This window comes from Flagellimonas sp. 2504JD1-5 (assembly GCF_053618295.1).
On sequence record NZ_JBSIOU010000002.1, the window covers coordinates 682,791 to 698,416 of the forward strand.

The window sequence follows — 15,626 nt, forward strand, 5'->3', positions numbered from 1 at the left end:
CCTAATAAAGCAGATTGAAGCTTAAAACTTCTCGACTCCGCTCGAAATGACAATCGTCAAATTTCCAAATCCGATTAAATATGAATCGCCCTATCATCCGTAGCGGCTAAAGCAGCTTCTTTAACAGCTTCAGCATAGGTTGGATGCGCATGACTCATACGTGCAATATCTTCAGCAGAAGCCCTAAACTCCATTGCGGTGACACCTTCAGTAATTAAATCAGCACAGCGTGCTCCAATCATATGGACGCCTAACACCTCATCAGTAGCCTTGTCTGCCAAGATTTTGACGAAACCATCTATGTCCATACTGGCTCTCGCTCTCCCCAATGCTCGCATTGGAAATTGGCCTACCTTGTATGCAACCCCGGCCTCTTTAAGTTCTTCTTCTGTTTTTCCGACAGCTGCAACTTCGGGCCAAGTGTAAACCACTCCTGGGATAAGATTATAATTAATATGTGGCTTTTGTCCCGCAAGTAATTCTGCGACCATAGTACCTTCTTCTTCCGCTTTATGGGCCAACATCGCTCCTTTGACCACATCTCCAATCGCATAAATGTTGGAAACATTGGTTTGTAGGTGCTCGTTCACCTCTACCTTGCCCCTATCATCCAGTTTAACACCAGCGGCTTCAACATTTAATCCATCCGTATAAGGTCTTCTTCCTACGGAAACCAAACAATAGTCTCCTTTAAAAACAACTTCCTGTCCTTTTTTGTCATCCGCTTTCACCACTACGTCATCACCAATCCGTTCCACAGATTTTACTTTATGGGAAAGGTTGAATTTCATCTTTTGCTTCTTCAAAGAACGCATCAAGTCTTTGGAAAGGGCTCCATCCATACCTGGAATGATCCGATCCATGAATTCAACCACTGTAACCTCGGCTCCAATACGTTTGTACACTTGACCAAGCTCCAACCCGATAACTCCGCCACCAATAACAATCATGTGCTTTGGAACCTCTTTGAGCTTCAACGCTTCGGTAGAAGTGATTATCCGTTCCTTATCAATTTTGATAAATGGCAGCGTAGAGGGTTTGGATCCTGTGGCTATAATCGTATGTTTAGCTTCAATGGTCTCGGTTTTCCCTTTTTCATTTGTAATATTCACATGGGTCGCATCTTTGAAACTTCCCAAACCATGGTAAACATCAATTTTGTTTTTGTCCATTAAAAACTGGATGCCTTTTGTTGTTTGGTCCACAACGCCCTGCTTCCGGTTGATCATTTGTTCCAAATTAACCTTTACCTCTCCCGGGATATCGATACCGTGCTCTTCAAAATGCTTGATGGCATCTTCGTAATGATGTGAGGAGTCCAACAATGCTTTGGATGGAATGCAACCTACATTCAAACAAGTCCCGCCAAGGGTATTGTACTTTTCTATTATTGCAGTTTTCATTCCCAGTTGGGCACAACGGATTGCCGCTACATATCCTCCAGGTCCTGAGCCTATAACGGCCACATCATATTGATTCATATTTCTATTTTAGAGCTATTATTTTGTTCGATAACAGGAACAAAAATAACAATGTTTATTCTAAAAGGACCGGTTCTTTTAGGTTTTGATTTTCTTTTTATTTAAGCGACTTATAAATCTATCTTAAAGTTGAATTCCACTTTTGACAACATCCACAATTTCTAATTACATTTGAGAGATGCGTGCATTGAAATTGGATAAGGAAATGGAGGTGTTTATCGCCGGACTTGGGGCAGCCCAAAGTTTATTGATATCGGTTTATAGTTTTTTTGAAAGGAAAAAAGACTTCAGGAATTTACTTTTAGGGTTGTTTTTTCTGGCTATCACACTCCGGTTGACCAAATCATTGCTTTGGGTTTATCTTGACACCACGCCACTTTGGTTGATTAATCTTGGTTTTATTGCACACAGTATTTCCGGGCCGGTACTTTTTCTATACATCCTTCATTTTTTATTTCCTAGAAAATGGTCCAACTGGAACTTGCTTCATTTTGTTCCCAGCCTTATTTTATTCTTGTATGCTGCAATATTAACATTGGATAATTTTTGGTATGCTGGAGGATATTCCGCATTGCTATTTCAACAATTGGCCTATAGTTTGACGGGGCTTGTCTTATTGGGCATCTATTTTAGCTCTAAAAATAGAAGCGTATCATTGAGTAAGGCAACAATTATTTGGATTGGTTCTTTGATATTTGGAACGGCGGTGTTGCAGTTTTTATATTTCTCCAATTATATTTTAGGGATAACCCCCTATTTGCTGGGTCCCATAAGTTACTTTCCGTTCGTATATTTTTTGGTCTTTATGCTGTTCAAGAACCCTTCACTATTGCAGTATTCAGTCCAAAGAAAACAACAGAATATTCGCTTGACCGAGACCCAGATGAACGTTTACGCTGTTCAAATGAAGCAATTGATGGAGGACGAAGGCTTGTATCTTGATCCCAATTGCTCACTCAGCAAAGTTGCCAAAGCCATGAACCTTCCTTCCTATCTTATCTCACATATTGTCAACAATACCCTTGACAAAAGCTTTCCCGATTTTTTGAACGGATATCGTATCGAAGCGGTTAAAACAAGATTGCTTCAGCCTGAAAATAAACATGTAAAAATTGCCAGTCTCGCCTACGATTGCGGATTCAACACACTATCTTCTTTCAACATTGCCTTCAAAAAAGCGACGGGAACCACACCTTCAAAATTCCTTAAAGCCCACAGTATTATCAAATAGGTTTTTATAAATCCATCAGACCTATTCCTTAATTGAAAAGCCTAGCGACAATTATCGGTTGATATTCGGTCCTGAACATTTTGATTCAGCACTGTTATGGCACATTCATTTAAAATTTCGATATCAAAATTGGCCAGATCTAACAATGCCCAACTTGTAGCCTGCTCTTTTGTATATTTCTTCTGTCTGTTGTGTTCATATTTCATTCTAAGGCCATTACGCGATGAAATGGGAATTGTCAACGGCGCGGTAAATATGCAGTGGTTGTTCACCGGAACCTTCATTGCCATGCTTTGTATTGTTCCGATTTTTGCTTTGCTAACGGCAAAAATTTCAATAAAAAAAGTGTTGCTTTTTTCATACTCCTTCTTTTTAGCCACTATTTTCTTATTCTATGTCCTGTTCGATTTGATTGGAATCACAAAAACCATCGCCATCTCTTTTTTTATTTGGCTAAGCGTTTTTAATCTTTTTGTGGTCTCTTTGTTTTGGAGTTTTATGGCAGATGTGTTCTCTGGGCCAGCTGCCAAACGTTTTTTTGGCATCATTGCTGCTGGTGGCAGTTTGGGAGCTTTGACGGGACCTCTTATTGTAAATTATCTGGGGCAACAAGCTTCAATGGGCCCTTTATTATTGGCAGCAGCATTCTTTCTTTTCATGTCGCTCTGCTGTATATTTTTAATTCTTGTTTTATCAAAAAAAGACAACGACGCTAAAATTACGGCGAGCAAAGGATTGAATACAAAACGACTTTTCGCAGCAATTCATAACATCTCAAAATCCAGATATCTGCTATCCATTGTGCTTTTTATTTTGCTATACACGACAATTTCCACAGTACTCTATTTTGAGCAAGCCCACATTGTAGAGCGTACACTGACGGAGCGAAGCCAGCGTCTAAGCTATTTCTCCAATATCGATTTTACAGTTAATACCATTGCAATAATTGGACAGTTATTGTTGACGGGAAACATTATCAAAAAATTTGGTTTGGCCAGAGTGCTTGCCTCCATCCCATTTTTAATGGGTTTAGGCTTGTTTTTGTTAGGTGCAAATTCATCACTATGGGTCATCGCTGTGTTAATGGTTCTGCACAGGGCCGGTAATTTTATGCTGCTTCGTCCCTCGCGTGAAGTGCTGTACACTGTTACTTCATTGGAAGAAAAATACAAGGCAAAAAACTTTATAGACACTGCTGTTTATCGCGGAGGTGATGCTCTCATTGGATGGCTATTCGCTGGACTGCTCGCCATTGGATGGGGACTTGGTGCAATCGCGTTTTTGGCCATCCCTCTTTCTTTTTTATGGAGTTTTATTGGCCATAACCTCGGAAAACAACAGTATAAAAAAGAGAAAACCCTAACTTTAAACAACAAGATTTATGAAAACAGCATTCAATCGTAGAGAGGTCATAAAATTGTCCTTATTGGGAGGTCTTGGTTTTTCTATGAGTCCAATTCCGAACACATTGATTCCATTGGCTAAAATCCGTACCAGAAACATTCCTTCGACGGGAGAACCATTACCTATTGTTGGCCTTGGCACATGGCAAACCTTCGATGTCGGTAATTCCGCACAAAAACGAAAAGTATTGACCCAAGTACTTTCAGAATTGAATGGTTTGGGTGGAAGCGTTATTGATTCATCTCCGATGTATGGTTCATCTGAAAAGGTAGTAGGTGATCTCACCAGCAATCTTGCTTTTCAAAACAAGCTTTTTTATGCTACCAAGGTTTGGACATCGGGAAGAGAAGCGGGTATTAGGCAAATGGAAGCCTCCATGCGTAAAATGCAACGAAAAAAGATTGATTTGATGCAAATTCACAACCTAGTGGATTGGAAAACCCATGTGAAAACCTTGAAAACATGGAAGGAAGAAGGCAAAATCAAGTATTGGGGCATTACACATTATGTGGACTCATCCCACGATTCTTTAGAAAAAGTAATAAAGATTGAACGTCCAGATTTTGTACAATTCAATTATTCCATACGATCAAGACATGCAGAGAATTCTCTATTTGATACCGTGGAAAAATATAAAGTTGCCACATTGATTAACCAACCGTACGAAAGTGGCTCTTTATTTCGACATGTAAGGGGCAAATCGCTGCCGGAATGGGCTCAAGAAGCAGACATAAGCAGTTGGGGGCAGTATTTTTTGAAATTTATCCTTTCCCACGAAAATGTAACCTGCGTAATTCCCGGCACCTCAAAACCCCATCATATGATTGACAATATGAAAGCTGGACTTGGCAAGGTGCCTGACCAAAAACTAAGGGGTGAAATGGTTTCCTATCTCAAATCCATTTAAGGCCTATATGGGAGCCAATGGAAATTTATTGGCACCGTGATATCCTATCCATATGCCAGCCAGCAATGAAAGGTGCAATCCAGATTCGAACCAAAAAGGGCCACTCCACTGACCACATAGCACGGCAAAGGACATTTTGCCAACTATAAATAGGGAAATTGCAAAATGTGGCCAATAATTGTCACGTACAACAATTAATGAAGCCAAAAATCCTGCAACCACAGCTGAAGCAAAGGTAGCCAGGCCTCCAAAGAACAATTCTGTACTGTAAGATGTACAAAAGCTAAGGTTGTCCAATAAAATCTGTTGTGACAATGTGGTGTACAGCATAAGTGATAATCCTCCTATTATCGTTGCTGTCACCGTGAGCAATATGCGTGTACGGGAACTCATTGGTTAAATGATGTTTTTTGATTGTAGTTCGTTTTTTGGTAACGAAAAATTAGAAAGATTCGTTCAAACCGAACATCTATTTAACATGGATTTACGTTAAACTTTGCTAAATATGTACTGAGGGGCTGCTTTTTACTTCCTTAATGGAAAAAGAACTCTGGGTGCTTCCTATATTACTTATTGCGGTTAGTTTGGTGACCATAAATTCGCGATATTCCTTCATGTCCGCCACGTTTACCTTTAGCACATAATCATAATCCCCACTCACATGAAAACATTCTGACACCTCGTTCAACTTTAATATTTCCCGCTCAAACCGTAGCACATTTTCTTTGGTATGTTGCACCAATCGAATTTGGCAAAGCACGGTGAAATTTCGTCGCACCTTTTCTTTATCAATGAGTGCAACATAATTGGTCACAATACCAATTCTTTCTAAGCGTCGAATGCGTTCGTAAACAGCGGTTTTGGATAAATCCAAACTATCGGCATATTGCTTGGTGGTCCTTTTGCAATCCTCTTGTAGTAACCGTATGAGCTTCTTATCCGTTTTATCCAACTCCATGCTGATATATTTTCAGTTTAATGTATCGTTTGATATCAAAATTAGACATAAAATCTAAATTCATATAGTATTATAGACTTTTATTCTATATTTAACTAATTTGATTGACTTTACATCCAAGACCATATAATTTTATCGAAAATTAAAACCAATGGACTACAAAGCATCAGAACAGATTCAAGGCCTTCAATATTTTGGAGAGTTTGGAGGAATTAATCCATCCATATCCGATTCTTCAACCTATACTTTTCTCTCCGCAAAAACCATGTTCGATACCTTCGAGGGCAATACCGAAGGTTGCTACCTATATAGTAGGCATTCATCACCATCTAACCTCTATTTGGGTGAAGCAATGGCCCAATTGGAGGGCACGGAGTCTGCCAATGTATATGCTAGCGGTATGGGTGCGATAAGTTCTGTGATTTTTCAACTATGCGATGCGGATGAACATATAGTCTGTAGCAGAACCATTTACGGTGGAACCTATGCTTTTTTGAAAAACTTCGTAAAGAAATTCAACATCTCAACCTCGTTTGTGGACATCACCGATTTGGATGTGGTTGAACAATCCATTACCCCAAAAACAAAGATGATTTATTGTGAGGCGATAAGTAATCCTCTCCTTGAGGTAGCCCATATTGAATCGCTTTCCAAACTAGCGAAGAAACACGGGATTCCGCTTGTAGTTGACAACACCTTTTCTCCCTTAAGCATAAACGCATCCAAATTGGGGGCTGATATGGTAATACACAGTCTTACCAAATTTATCAACGGAAGTAGCGATTGTGTTGCCGGTGCGGTTTGTGCTTCAACAGAATTTTGTTTGAGTTTAAAAGATGTCAATGATGGGGCAGGCATGTTGCTCGGTAGTACTTTGGATAGTTTTAGGGCGGCTTCCATCCTTAAAAACATGAGAACACTTCATATCAGAATAAAAAAGCACAGTGAAAATGCACAGTTCTTGGCGAATCAATTTGAAAAAGATGGCTTAAGGGTGGTTTATCCAGGCTTAAAAAGTCACCCTGGACATGAAGTCATGAAATCCCAAATGAACTCGGAGTACGGCTATGGCGGATTGATGACACTTGATGTGGGATCATTGGACAAGGCCAATGCTCTAATGGAATTGATGCAAAAAGAAAAATTAGGATACTTGGCGGTAAGTTTAGGATTCTATAAAACCCTGTTCAGCGCTCCAGGCACTTCCACCTCTTCTGAAATTCCATTGGAGGAGCAGGAACAACTGGGGCTCTCTCAGGGGCTTATCCGTTTTTCCATTGGTTTGGACAACGATATTTACAAAACCTATTTGGCAATGCGTTCTTGTATGGAACAATTGGGAATCTTGGAAACCAAGACAGCTTTGGTATAAAGTGACTTAAATATTGGTTTGGAGAACAAGTGTCAAAGTTGTAATATTACCTTCAAACAAAACCAGATTTCATGCCAAAAAAAGAGGAAAAGCCCAAGTACAGACAAGATGAGCATATTGTAGAGAATAAAGAGTTAAGTATTTGGGAGGCACTGATTCCTGTTTTTGCCTTGGTAGCGATGCTCGCCTATAATGTCTATGTTTTTGGGGATGATGCCCTAAGTGGTTCCAACCAATTTATTTTATTGCTCGGAGGTGCTGTCGCTGCAATTGTTGGCTTCTTCAATAAGGTATCCTATAAACAAATGATTGCTGAAGTTGCCGAGAATGTACGGTCAACCACCGGAGCTTTGCTTATTCTTTTAATGGTAGGTGCTTTGGCGGGGACTTGGTTGATCAGCGGAATCATTCCGGCCATGATATACTATGGGCTTCAAATATTGAATCCAACCATCTTTTTACCCGCTTGTGTAATAATTTGCGCCATAATATCGATTGCCACTGGCAGCAGCTGGACCACAGCCGCTACCGTAGGAATTGCGCTCATAGGTATTGGGGAAGCACTTGGGGTTTCCTTGGGAATGACAGCTGGAGCCGTACTTTCTGGAGCCTATTTTGGTGATAAAATGTCTCCTTTAAGTGACACTACAAATCTTGCGCCAGCTATGGCTGGGGGAGAATTATTTTCCCATATCCGATATATGGCGTTCACCACCATTCCAACTATATCGGTCACCCTTGTTGTTTTCATCATTCTTGGGTTTACCTTGGACACCTCTGGGGTGGCAGATACAGAATCCATACTAAAAAATATTAGTGGCGCTTTCAATATTAACGGCTGGCTCTTTATAGTTCCTTTGGCCGTGATTTTTATGATCGTAAAGAAAGCTCCTCCCCTTTTGGCTTTGCTGATAGGTACCCTTTTGGGTGGGATTTTCGCCTTAATTTTTCAACCTGACGTGGTCACCACCTTAGGTGGTGGCAGTTCGCTTACTTTCGAATCAGCTTATAAAGGAATTTTAAATGCAATAACAGTAGATACTTCCATCGCCACACCTGATCCAGCTTTGAACGATTTATTCTCTTCAGGTGGGATGGCAGGAATGCTCGGCACCATCTGGCTTATTGTTTGTGCTATGGTGTTCGGCGGAATTATGGATGGTATCGGAGCATTGGAACGCATTACTGAATCTTTATTAAAAATGGCAAAAACCACTTTTGGGCTTTTCGCAAGTACCGTTGGAAGTTGTTTGGCGTTGAATGTTACCGCATCCGATCAGTATCTAGCCCTGGTTGTTCCAGGTAAAATGTTTTCAAAAGCATATAAAGACCGGGGGCTTGCTCCTGAAAATTTGAGTCGAACCCTTGAGGATTCTGGAACCGTGACTTCCGTCTTGGTACCTTGGAATACTTGTGGAGCATACCATAGCGGAGTTTTGGGCGTAAGTGTTGCGGAATACTTCGTTTATGCAATTTTCAATTGGTTAAGTCCATTTATGACCTTGCTTTTTGCAGCTTTCAGAATAAAAATCAAACAATTGACCGCACTGTCAACTGCTTAAGGTCTCCCTTAAATTCTGGTTAAATATTTGGTGGAATGTATTTCATTCAGCATTAATATTTTTACCTTCACAGTTAAATTAATCTAGACTAAAATGGCATCAATAACTTTTGGTGGAGCACCTGCAAATACGGTTGGCAATCTCCCCGCTATAAACACCCATGCTCCTGATTTTAACTTGACAAAACTTGACCTTACCCAAGCTTCCTTATCGGATTATCAAGGTAAGAAGTTGATCTTGAATGTTTTTCCGAGCATTGGCACAGGAGTTTGTGCCCAATCTGTGAGGCAATTTAATCAAGAGGCCGCGGAATTGGACGGGGTCAAAGTACTCTGCATATCCAAGGACCTACCATTTGCCCAAAAAAGTTTTTGTGGAGCAGAAGGAATTGAAAATGTGGAAATGCTTTCCGATTATAAAACCGGTGCTTTTGGGGAATCCTACGGAGTTACTTTATTGGATAGCGCTTTTGAAACCCTGCTGTCAAGATCCGTAGTGGTAATCGATGAAGCAGGCAAAGTATTGTATACCGAACAAGTTTCGGAAACTGGAGATGAGCCAAATTATAAAGCCGCTTTGGAAGCATTGATGGATGCCTAAGGAATCTTTTCTCATAAATAGAATACGTGGTATCGGTTACGCTTTAAAAGGATTGTTCCTCTTGTTGCGCACCGAAGCCAGCATCAAAATTCAATTTGTAATTGCATTGCTGATGACAGGAGCTGGATTCTATTTTGAAATTTCAAAATCGGAATGGATTGCCCAGCTTTTGGCCATTGGTATGGTCATGGGCATTGAAGGGCTCAACACCGCCATTGAGAAAATCGCAGATTATGTGCAACCCGAAAACGATCCTAAAATTGGTTTTATAAAAGATGTTTCGGCCGGCGCTGTAATGATTGTTTCCATTATTGCCAGTATCGTTGGCCTTATCATTTATGTCCCAAAATTCGCATAAGTAACATCCACCTGTGTCCCAAGCATCGTAAATTTGTAAATTAGCCCCATATTAACAGATGAATGGCAAAAAAAAGGACTAAATCCAAAAAACCTACACCCGCCAAAAAAAGAGTTTCACCGAAACGCTCTAAGCAAAACAAGATTATTTTTGGTAGTCTGTTGATTGTACTCAGCATTGCTTTGTTTTTCTCTTTTATGTCTTATTATTTTACTTGGCAGGAAGATCAGAGCATTCTGTCAGACTTCAACAATAGAAATATTCAGGCAAGCAACTTACTTAACAAGTTTGGGGCCAGCATCAGTCACTTTTTCATGTACAAAGGTTTTGGTTTAGCCTCATTTGTATTTCCCATCTTGTTGGCAATAACAGGCCTTTATCTCTTTTTGGGATTACACTCCAAAGGACTTATTAGCAAGTGGATATGGGGATTGCTTGGAATTATATGGACTTCCATAACCTTAGGTTTTTTTGCTATTGAACAACCATTGCTAGGTGGGTTGATTGGCTATGAAATGAATGATTTCCTTCAGGATTATACAGGCAAAATAGGCGTTTTCCTCTTGCTTGTTTTTGTTTTGATGGTTATTCTTGTTAGGCTTTTCAATTTTACCCCTGAAGGGATTGCCCAATTTTTCCGTTCCCAAAAAAAACAGTTAACATCTGACTTAGTTAAAAAAGAACCCACTCCAGAGATTCTTTCCGTAGATGGAAGCATTGAACTTAGCACCGAAGACAACATTCCTGTTAAGGTGGATACATATACCCATAAAAATGACATCCCACCACTACAACAAGAAGCCGGATTGGATGTTAACCTGCCCCAAGAAGAAGTTCCAGATATTGACCTAAAGGTTGAAAAAATCACGGAGGAAAAGGAAGAAAAAGATGTAAAAGCTGCCAAATTGGTCAAGGATTTTGGTGAATTCGACCCAAAACTGGAGTTGGGGAATTATAAATTCCCGCCTCTTGATCTTTTAGATCAACATGGCGCAACTGGCGGCATAACCATAAACCAAGAGGAGCTCGAAGAAAACAAAAACCGGATTGTAAGCACACTCAAAAATTACAAAATTGGTATCGCACAAATCAAAGCCACCATTGGCCCAACCGTTACGCTTTATGAAATTGTTCCCGAAGCCGGTATCCGAATCTCCAAAATTAAAAACCTGGAAGATGATATCGCTCTTTCCTTGGCTGCGTTGGGTATTCGTATTATAGCGCCAATTCCCGGCAAGGGAACCATCGGTATAGAGGTGCCCAACAAAAATGCCACCATTGTTTCCATGCGCTCCGTAATCGCTTCCAAAAAGTTTCAAAATGCTGAAATGGAACTTCCTATTGCTTTTGGAAAGACCATTAGCAACGAAACCTTTGTGGTGGATTTGGCCAAAATGCCCCATATGCTCATGGCGGGTGCAACCGGTCAAGGAAAGTCTGTGGGGTTGAATGCCGTGCTTACCTCCCTCCTATATAAAAAGCATCCGGCGGAGGTCAAGTTTATTTTGGTAGACCCCAAAAAGGTGGAATTGACACTATACAATAAAATTGAACGTCATTTTCTGGCTAAACTACCCGATTCCGAGGACGCCATTATAACAGACAATACCAAGGTAATTCACACATTGAATTCTTTGTGTATTGAAATGGACAACAGATATGAGTTGTTGAAATTGGCCATGGTCAGGAACATTAAGGAATATAATGTCAAATTCAAGGCAAGAAAACTTAATCCGAATGATGGGCATAAATTCTTGCCTTATATCGTATTGGTTATCGATGAGTTTGCTGATTTGATTATGACAGCTGGAAAAGAGGTTGAAACCCCTATCGCCCGATTGGCACAACTGGCCAGGGCCATCGGAATCCATTTGATCATTGCTACACAAAGACCTTCGGTAAATGTAATTACAGGTATTATCAAAGCCAACTTTCCGGCTAGAATTGCTTTTAGGGTAACTTCCAAAATAGATTCCAGAACCATTTTGGATACGCAAGGTGCAGATCAGCTTATCGGTCGTGGTGACATGCTCTTCACCCAAGGAAACGATGTTACCCGCTTGCAATGTGCTTTTGTGGATACTCCCGAAGTAGGTAAAATAACTGAATATATAGGTTCACAACGGGCTTATCCCGATGCCCACCTCCTGCCAGAATATGTGGGAGAAGAATCTGGCACGGGTATTGATTATGACATTGCGGACAGAGATAGCATGTTCCGACAAGCTGCAGAAGTCATTGTGACAGCGCAGCAGGGTTCGGCTTCTTTGATTCAAAGAAAATTAAAATTGGGCTATAATCGCGCAGGTCGGATTATTGATCAATTGGAAGCTGCCGGAATTGTCGGCCCCTTTGAAGGAAGCAAGGCACGTCAGGTTTTGGTTCCAGATATGATAGCCCTGGATCAACTATTAGAAAACGAAATAAAATAAGATAATGCTCAAAAAATATTCCCTTTTAATCGGACTGTTTGCCATCAGCGCTTTTACATATGCGCAAAACTCCTCCAAAGCCAAAGTATTATTGGATGAAGTATATGCAAAAGCTACAAGTTATGACAATATTTATATTGACTTTAAATCCTCTTTGGAAAATACTGAGGCCAATATTAAACAAGATACCAATGGCAATGTAACACTGGCCGGAGACAAATATTTGCTTGACTATTTGGGTGCCCAACAACTTAACGATGGTAAAAAAGTATATACTATTGTTCCGGAGAACGAAGAAGTGACCATAGAAGACGTTACCGAAGACGACAATACTGTTACTCCGTCCAAAATGTTGACCTTTTATAGGTCTGGACATAATTATCAATGGGATATTCTGCAGAATGTTGGAGGAAGAAAAATTCAATATGTGAAATTAATCCCCATTGATTCCAATGCAGAGATCAAGTCCATTCTTTTGGGTATCGATATGCAGACCAAGCACATCTATAAACTCATTCAAACCGGGGAAAATGGCACAAAAACCACGTTAACTGTTAATTCTTTTAAAACCAATCAGCAGCTCTCGAGTACACTTTTTACCTTTAACGAGAAAAAGTACGAGGACAAAGGGTACTACATCATAAGAAACTAATGCATTGAAAATACTAGACCGGTATATATTATCCCGATTTCTGTACAACTTCTTCAGCGCCTTTTTTATCCTGATCGTTATCTTCATCTTTCAGGGCATTTGGCTCTTTATTGATGATTTGGCGGGAAAAGGTCTGGGTATTGTCATCATTGGAAAATTCATTTTCTATTTTATTCCCACATTGGTGGACAAGGTATTGCCGCTAACGGTTTTGCTTTCTTCCATCCTCACTTTTGGGACCTTTGCCGAAAATTATGAGTTTGCAGCTATGAAAGCTTCGGGCATATCACTCCAAAGAGGAATGCGTAGCTTGATCATTTATGTCATTTTTTTGGGAGGGGTCACTTTTTTCTTTGCGAACAATGTGATTCCGAAGTCTGAACAAAAAATGTTCAACCTACGTAGAAATATTGCCAAAGTAAAGCCCGCCGCTGCAATTACCGAAGGCGTATTTAGCGATTTCGAAGGCACAGGTGAAGGCATGAACATTAAAGTGGATAAAAAATATGGCGAACAAGATCGCTTTTTGGACAATGTCATCATCCATAAAAAAACCAAACAGAGTGTAAACAATACCGTGATCAAGGCAAAATCTGGTGAATTGATCAGTAGCGAGGATTCCGATATCATTCAACTGGTGCTAAAAGATGGCAATTATTACGAGGAACTAAAACCAAAGAGCACCAAAGAGAAACGCAAACACCCATTTGCCAAATCCAAATTTGAGACCTATACCATTAACATTGATATTTCTGAGCTCAATAACCAAGACCTGGAAGAAGATGGGAATATCACCACTGACAAAATGAAGAATGTGGTTCGTTTGATCAAGGACATTGATTCCTTGGGCAAGAACAATTTGGAAAAAGTAGAGGCCTTTTCCAAAAACATTACCAATCGAATGGGAGCCTTTCCCGTTGCGGTGAAAAAAGATAGTTTAAAGGAAACCGCCTCCAACATTCCACCATCAAACAGGTTGTTGCAAGGAAAACTTAAAAAAAGGGATACTATCAAAACTGTGGGCGATCTGCTTGAAAGCCTTCCCGAATGGCAACGGACACAGGTGGTGAAAAATGCCAAAAATTCTGTTTCCGGAATCAAAAACAGTGTGATTGCCAAGAAAGATGAGTTACAAAAGCGATTCAAGTTCTATCGAAGCCATATCCTATCATTGCACAAAAAGTACGCCCTTGCCTTTTCATGTATTATCCTATTTTTCGTGGGTGCACCTTTGGGTGCCATAATTAGAAAAGGTGGATTGGGGCTGCCCATGGTGGTTGCGATAATCCTATTTTTAACCTATTATTTTATTGGAGTGTTTGCCAGTAATTATGCCAAAGAAGGAAATATTGATGAAATGTTAGGAGCATGGCTTCCAACTTTGATCATGCTTCCGTTAGGTATTTCATTGACCCGAAGAGCAACTGCCGATAAAGGATTGATTGGATTTGGGCATATATTTGACGGCATTAAAAACCTCTTTAAAAAGAAAGATAAGAACACAGAAGATCAATGACCACCAATAAAGAAGGAAAAATAAAGCTCAATGCCATTGAAGATGCCATTGAGGACATACGTCAAGGAAAGGTTATCATAGTTGTTGATGATGAAAATCGGGAGAACGAAGGAGATTTTGTGGCGGCGGCAGAGTTGATTACCCCAGAAACCATCAACTTTATGGCCAAACATGGGCGTGGTCTCATATGTGCACCTCTTACCGAAGGGCGTTGTGAGGATTTGGGACTCCATAAAATGGTCACTCATAACTCCGACCCCTTGGAAACGGCTTTTACGGTTTCGGTGGATTTACGAGGCAATGGTGTCACAACCGGAATTTCTGCTTCCGACCGGGCCAAAACGGTTATCGCACTCACAGAGCCGAATACCAAACCTCATGATCTGGGACGACCTGGTCATATTTTTCCATTGATAGCAAAAGAAGGTGGAGTTTTAAGACGAACCGGACATACTGAAGCAGCTATTGATTTTGCAAGATTGGCAGATTTAAAACCTGCCGGGGTCATTGTGGAGATCATGAATGAGGATGGCACCATGGCACGGCTTCCACAACTGGTCGAAGTAGCAAAAAAGTTTGATTTAAAGATTGTTTCCATTGAGGATTTGATAGCCTATCGCATGGAACATGACAGTTTGATTGAACGCAAAGAAGCCTTCGATATCAAAACCCGTTTTGGGGATTTTCGTTTGCGCGCCTACAAACAAACCACCAACGACCAGGTTCATATTGCATTGGTCAAAGGAACATGGAAAGTGGGTGAGCCCGTTTTGACACGTATCAATTCCACGCTCATCAATAACGACATTTTGGGCACTTTGACCAACAATCCTGATGAATCCTTGCGAAGAATGTTCGATGTACTTAATGCGGAGGAAAAGGGTGCCATGATATTTATCAACCAAGGAAATCAATCCATGAACCTTTTGGGTCGATTGGCCGAACTCAAGAAGTTACAGGGCCAAGGAATTCACAAAGCGCCCAAAATTGACATGGATACCCGCGATTTTGGGATTGGTGCGCAGATTCTACATGACCTCAATATCTCTAAAATGAAATTGTTGACCAATTCTAGACAAACCCGAAGGGTTGGAATGGTTGGTTATGGTTTGGAGATTGTGGAGTATGTTACTTACTAGATATGAGTATTGAG

The 15,626-nt window shown here is 40.4% G+C and carries 15 protein-coding genes; 11 read left to right on the forward strand and 4 right to left on the reverse strand.

The annotated features are described in order from the left end of the window. Window positions 1-74 precede the first annotated feature (74 nt). On the reverse strand, window positions 75-1,481 hold the full coding sequence (gene lpdA, locus ACULLG_RS12495; RefSeq protein ID WP_452127133.1) for a dihydrolipoyl dehydrogenase: 1,407 nt from the start codon (window positions 1,479-1,481) through the stop codon (window positions 75-77). A 178-nt stretch (window positions 1,482-1,659) separates the two neighbouring features. Here lpdA and ACULLG_RS12500 point away from each other — a divergent pair, with 178 nt between their 5' ends. Next, the gene (locus ACULLG_RS12500; RefSeq protein ID WP_452127134.1) at window positions 1,660-2,712 is read left to right on the forward strand and encodes a helix-turn-helix domain-containing protein; all 1,053 of its coding nucleotides are present in this window, start codon (window positions 1,660-1,662) and stop codon (window positions 2,710-2,712) included. A gap of 41 nt (window positions 2,713-2,753) precedes the next feature. Here the strand turns inward: ACULLG_RS12500 and ACULLG_RS12505 are convergent, their stop codons facing one another. Continuing rightward, window positions 2,754-2,918: a hypothetical protein gene (locus ACULLG_RS12505; RefSeq protein ID WP_452127990.1), complete on the reverse strand. Its 165-nt coding sequence runs from the start codon at window positions 2,916-2,918 to the stop codon at window positions 2,754-2,756. Between ACULLG_RS12505 and ACULLG_RS12510 the strand changes: the two genes are divergently transcribed. Continuing rightward, window positions 2,902-4,116 (forward strand): NTP/NDP exchange transporter, encoded by a 1,215-nt coding sequence (locus ACULLG_RS12510; protein ID WP_452127973.1) that lies wholly within the window; start codon window positions 2,902-2,904, stop codon window positions 4,114-4,116. The genes ACULLG_RS12505 and ACULLG_RS12510 overlap by 17 nt on opposite strands. Next, window positions 4,094-5,023 (forward strand): aldo/keto reductase, encoded by a 930-nt coding sequence (locus ACULLG_RS12515; RefSeq protein ID WP_452127135.1) that lies wholly within the window; start codon window positions 4,094-4,096, stop codon window positions 5,021-5,023. Before ACULLG_RS12510 ends, ACULLG_RS12515 begins: the two co-directional genes overlap by 23 nt. 3 nt (window positions 5,024-5,026) lie before the next feature. On the opposite strand, the gene ACULLG_RS12520 is transcribed toward ACULLG_RS12515, so the two are convergent. Both ACULLG_RS12520 and ACULLG_RS12525 read right to left on the reverse strand, forming a co-directional pair. Further along, complete coding sequence (locus ACULLG_RS12520; protein ID WP_452127136.1) at window positions 5,027-5,416, reverse strand: hypothetical protein; 390 nt, start codon at window positions 5,414-5,416, stop codon at window positions 5,027-5,029. A gap of 106 nt (window positions 5,417-5,522) precedes the next feature. After that, complete coding sequence (locus tag ACULLG_RS12525) at window positions 5,523-5,981, reverse strand: Lrp/AsnC family transcriptional regulator (RefSeq protein ID WP_452127137.1); 459 nt, start codon at window positions 5,979-5,981, stop codon at window positions 5,523-5,525. 151 nt (window positions 5,982-6,132) lie between these two features. Here ACULLG_RS12525 and ACULLG_RS12530 point away from each other — a divergent pair, with 151 nt between their 5' ends. The 8 genes from ACULLG_RS12530 to ribB all read left to right on the forward strand — a co-directional run bounded on the left by ACULLG_RS12530 (window position 6,133) and on the right by ribB (window position 15,612). Continuing rightward, window positions 6,133-7,353 carry an aminotransferase class I/II-fold pyridoxal phosphate-dependent enzyme gene (locus tag ACULLG_RS12530; protein ID WP_452127138.1) on the forward strand — a complete coding sequence of 407 codons (1,221 nt, stop codon included), beginning with the start codon at window positions 6,133-6,135 and terminating at the stop codon, window positions 7,351-7,353. Window positions 7,354-7,424: 71 nt separating this feature from the next. Continuing rightward, complete coding sequence (gene nhaC / locus ACULLG_RS12535) at window positions 7,425-8,915, forward strand: Na+/H+ antiporter NhaC (protein WP_452127139.1); 1,491 nt, start codon at window positions 7,425-7,427, stop codon at window positions 8,913-8,915. Between the two features lie 93 nt (window positions 8,916-9,008). Continuing rightward, on the forward strand, window positions 9,009-9,515 hold the full coding sequence (gene tpx / locus ACULLG_RS12540; protein WP_452127140.1) for a thiol peroxidase: 507 nt from the start codon (window positions 9,009-9,011) through the stop codon (window positions 9,513-9,515). Further along, complete coding sequence (locus ACULLG_RS12545) at window positions 9,508-9,873, forward strand: diacylglycerol kinase family protein (protein ID WP_452127141.1); 366 nt, start codon at window positions 9,508-9,510, stop codon at window positions 9,871-9,873. Before tpx ends, ACULLG_RS12545 begins: the two co-directional genes overlap by 8 nt. A 62-nt stretch (window positions 9,874-9,935) precedes the next feature. Next, complete coding sequence (locus ACULLG_RS12550; protein WP_452127142.1) at window positions 9,936-12,305, forward strand: DNA translocase FtsK; 2,370 nt, start codon at window positions 9,936-9,938, stop codon at window positions 12,303-12,305. Between the two features lie 4 nt (window positions 12,306-12,309). Beyond that, window positions 12,310-12,957 carry a LolA family protein gene (locus tag ACULLG_RS12555; RefSeq protein ID WP_452127143.1) on the forward strand — a complete coding sequence of 216 codons (648 nt, stop codon included), beginning with the start codon at window positions 12,310-12,312 and terminating at the stop codon, window positions 12,955-12,957. A gap of 4 nt (window positions 12,958-12,961) precedes the next feature. Next, window positions 12,962-14,473, forward strand: a complete 1,512-nt coding sequence (locus tag ACULLG_RS12560) for an LptF/LptG family permease (protein WP_452127144.1) — start codon at window positions 12,962-12,964, stop codon at window positions 14,471-14,473. Next, entirely contained in the window at window positions 14,470-15,612 is a 1,143-nt protein-coding gene (ribB, locus tag ACULLG_RS12565) for a 3,4-dihydroxy-2-butanone-4-phosphate synthase (protein ID WP_452127145.1), read from the forward strand. The genes ACULLG_RS12560 and ribB overlap by 4 nt, the downstream gene beginning before the upstream one ends. Window positions 15,613-15,626 lie beyond the last annotated feature (14 nt).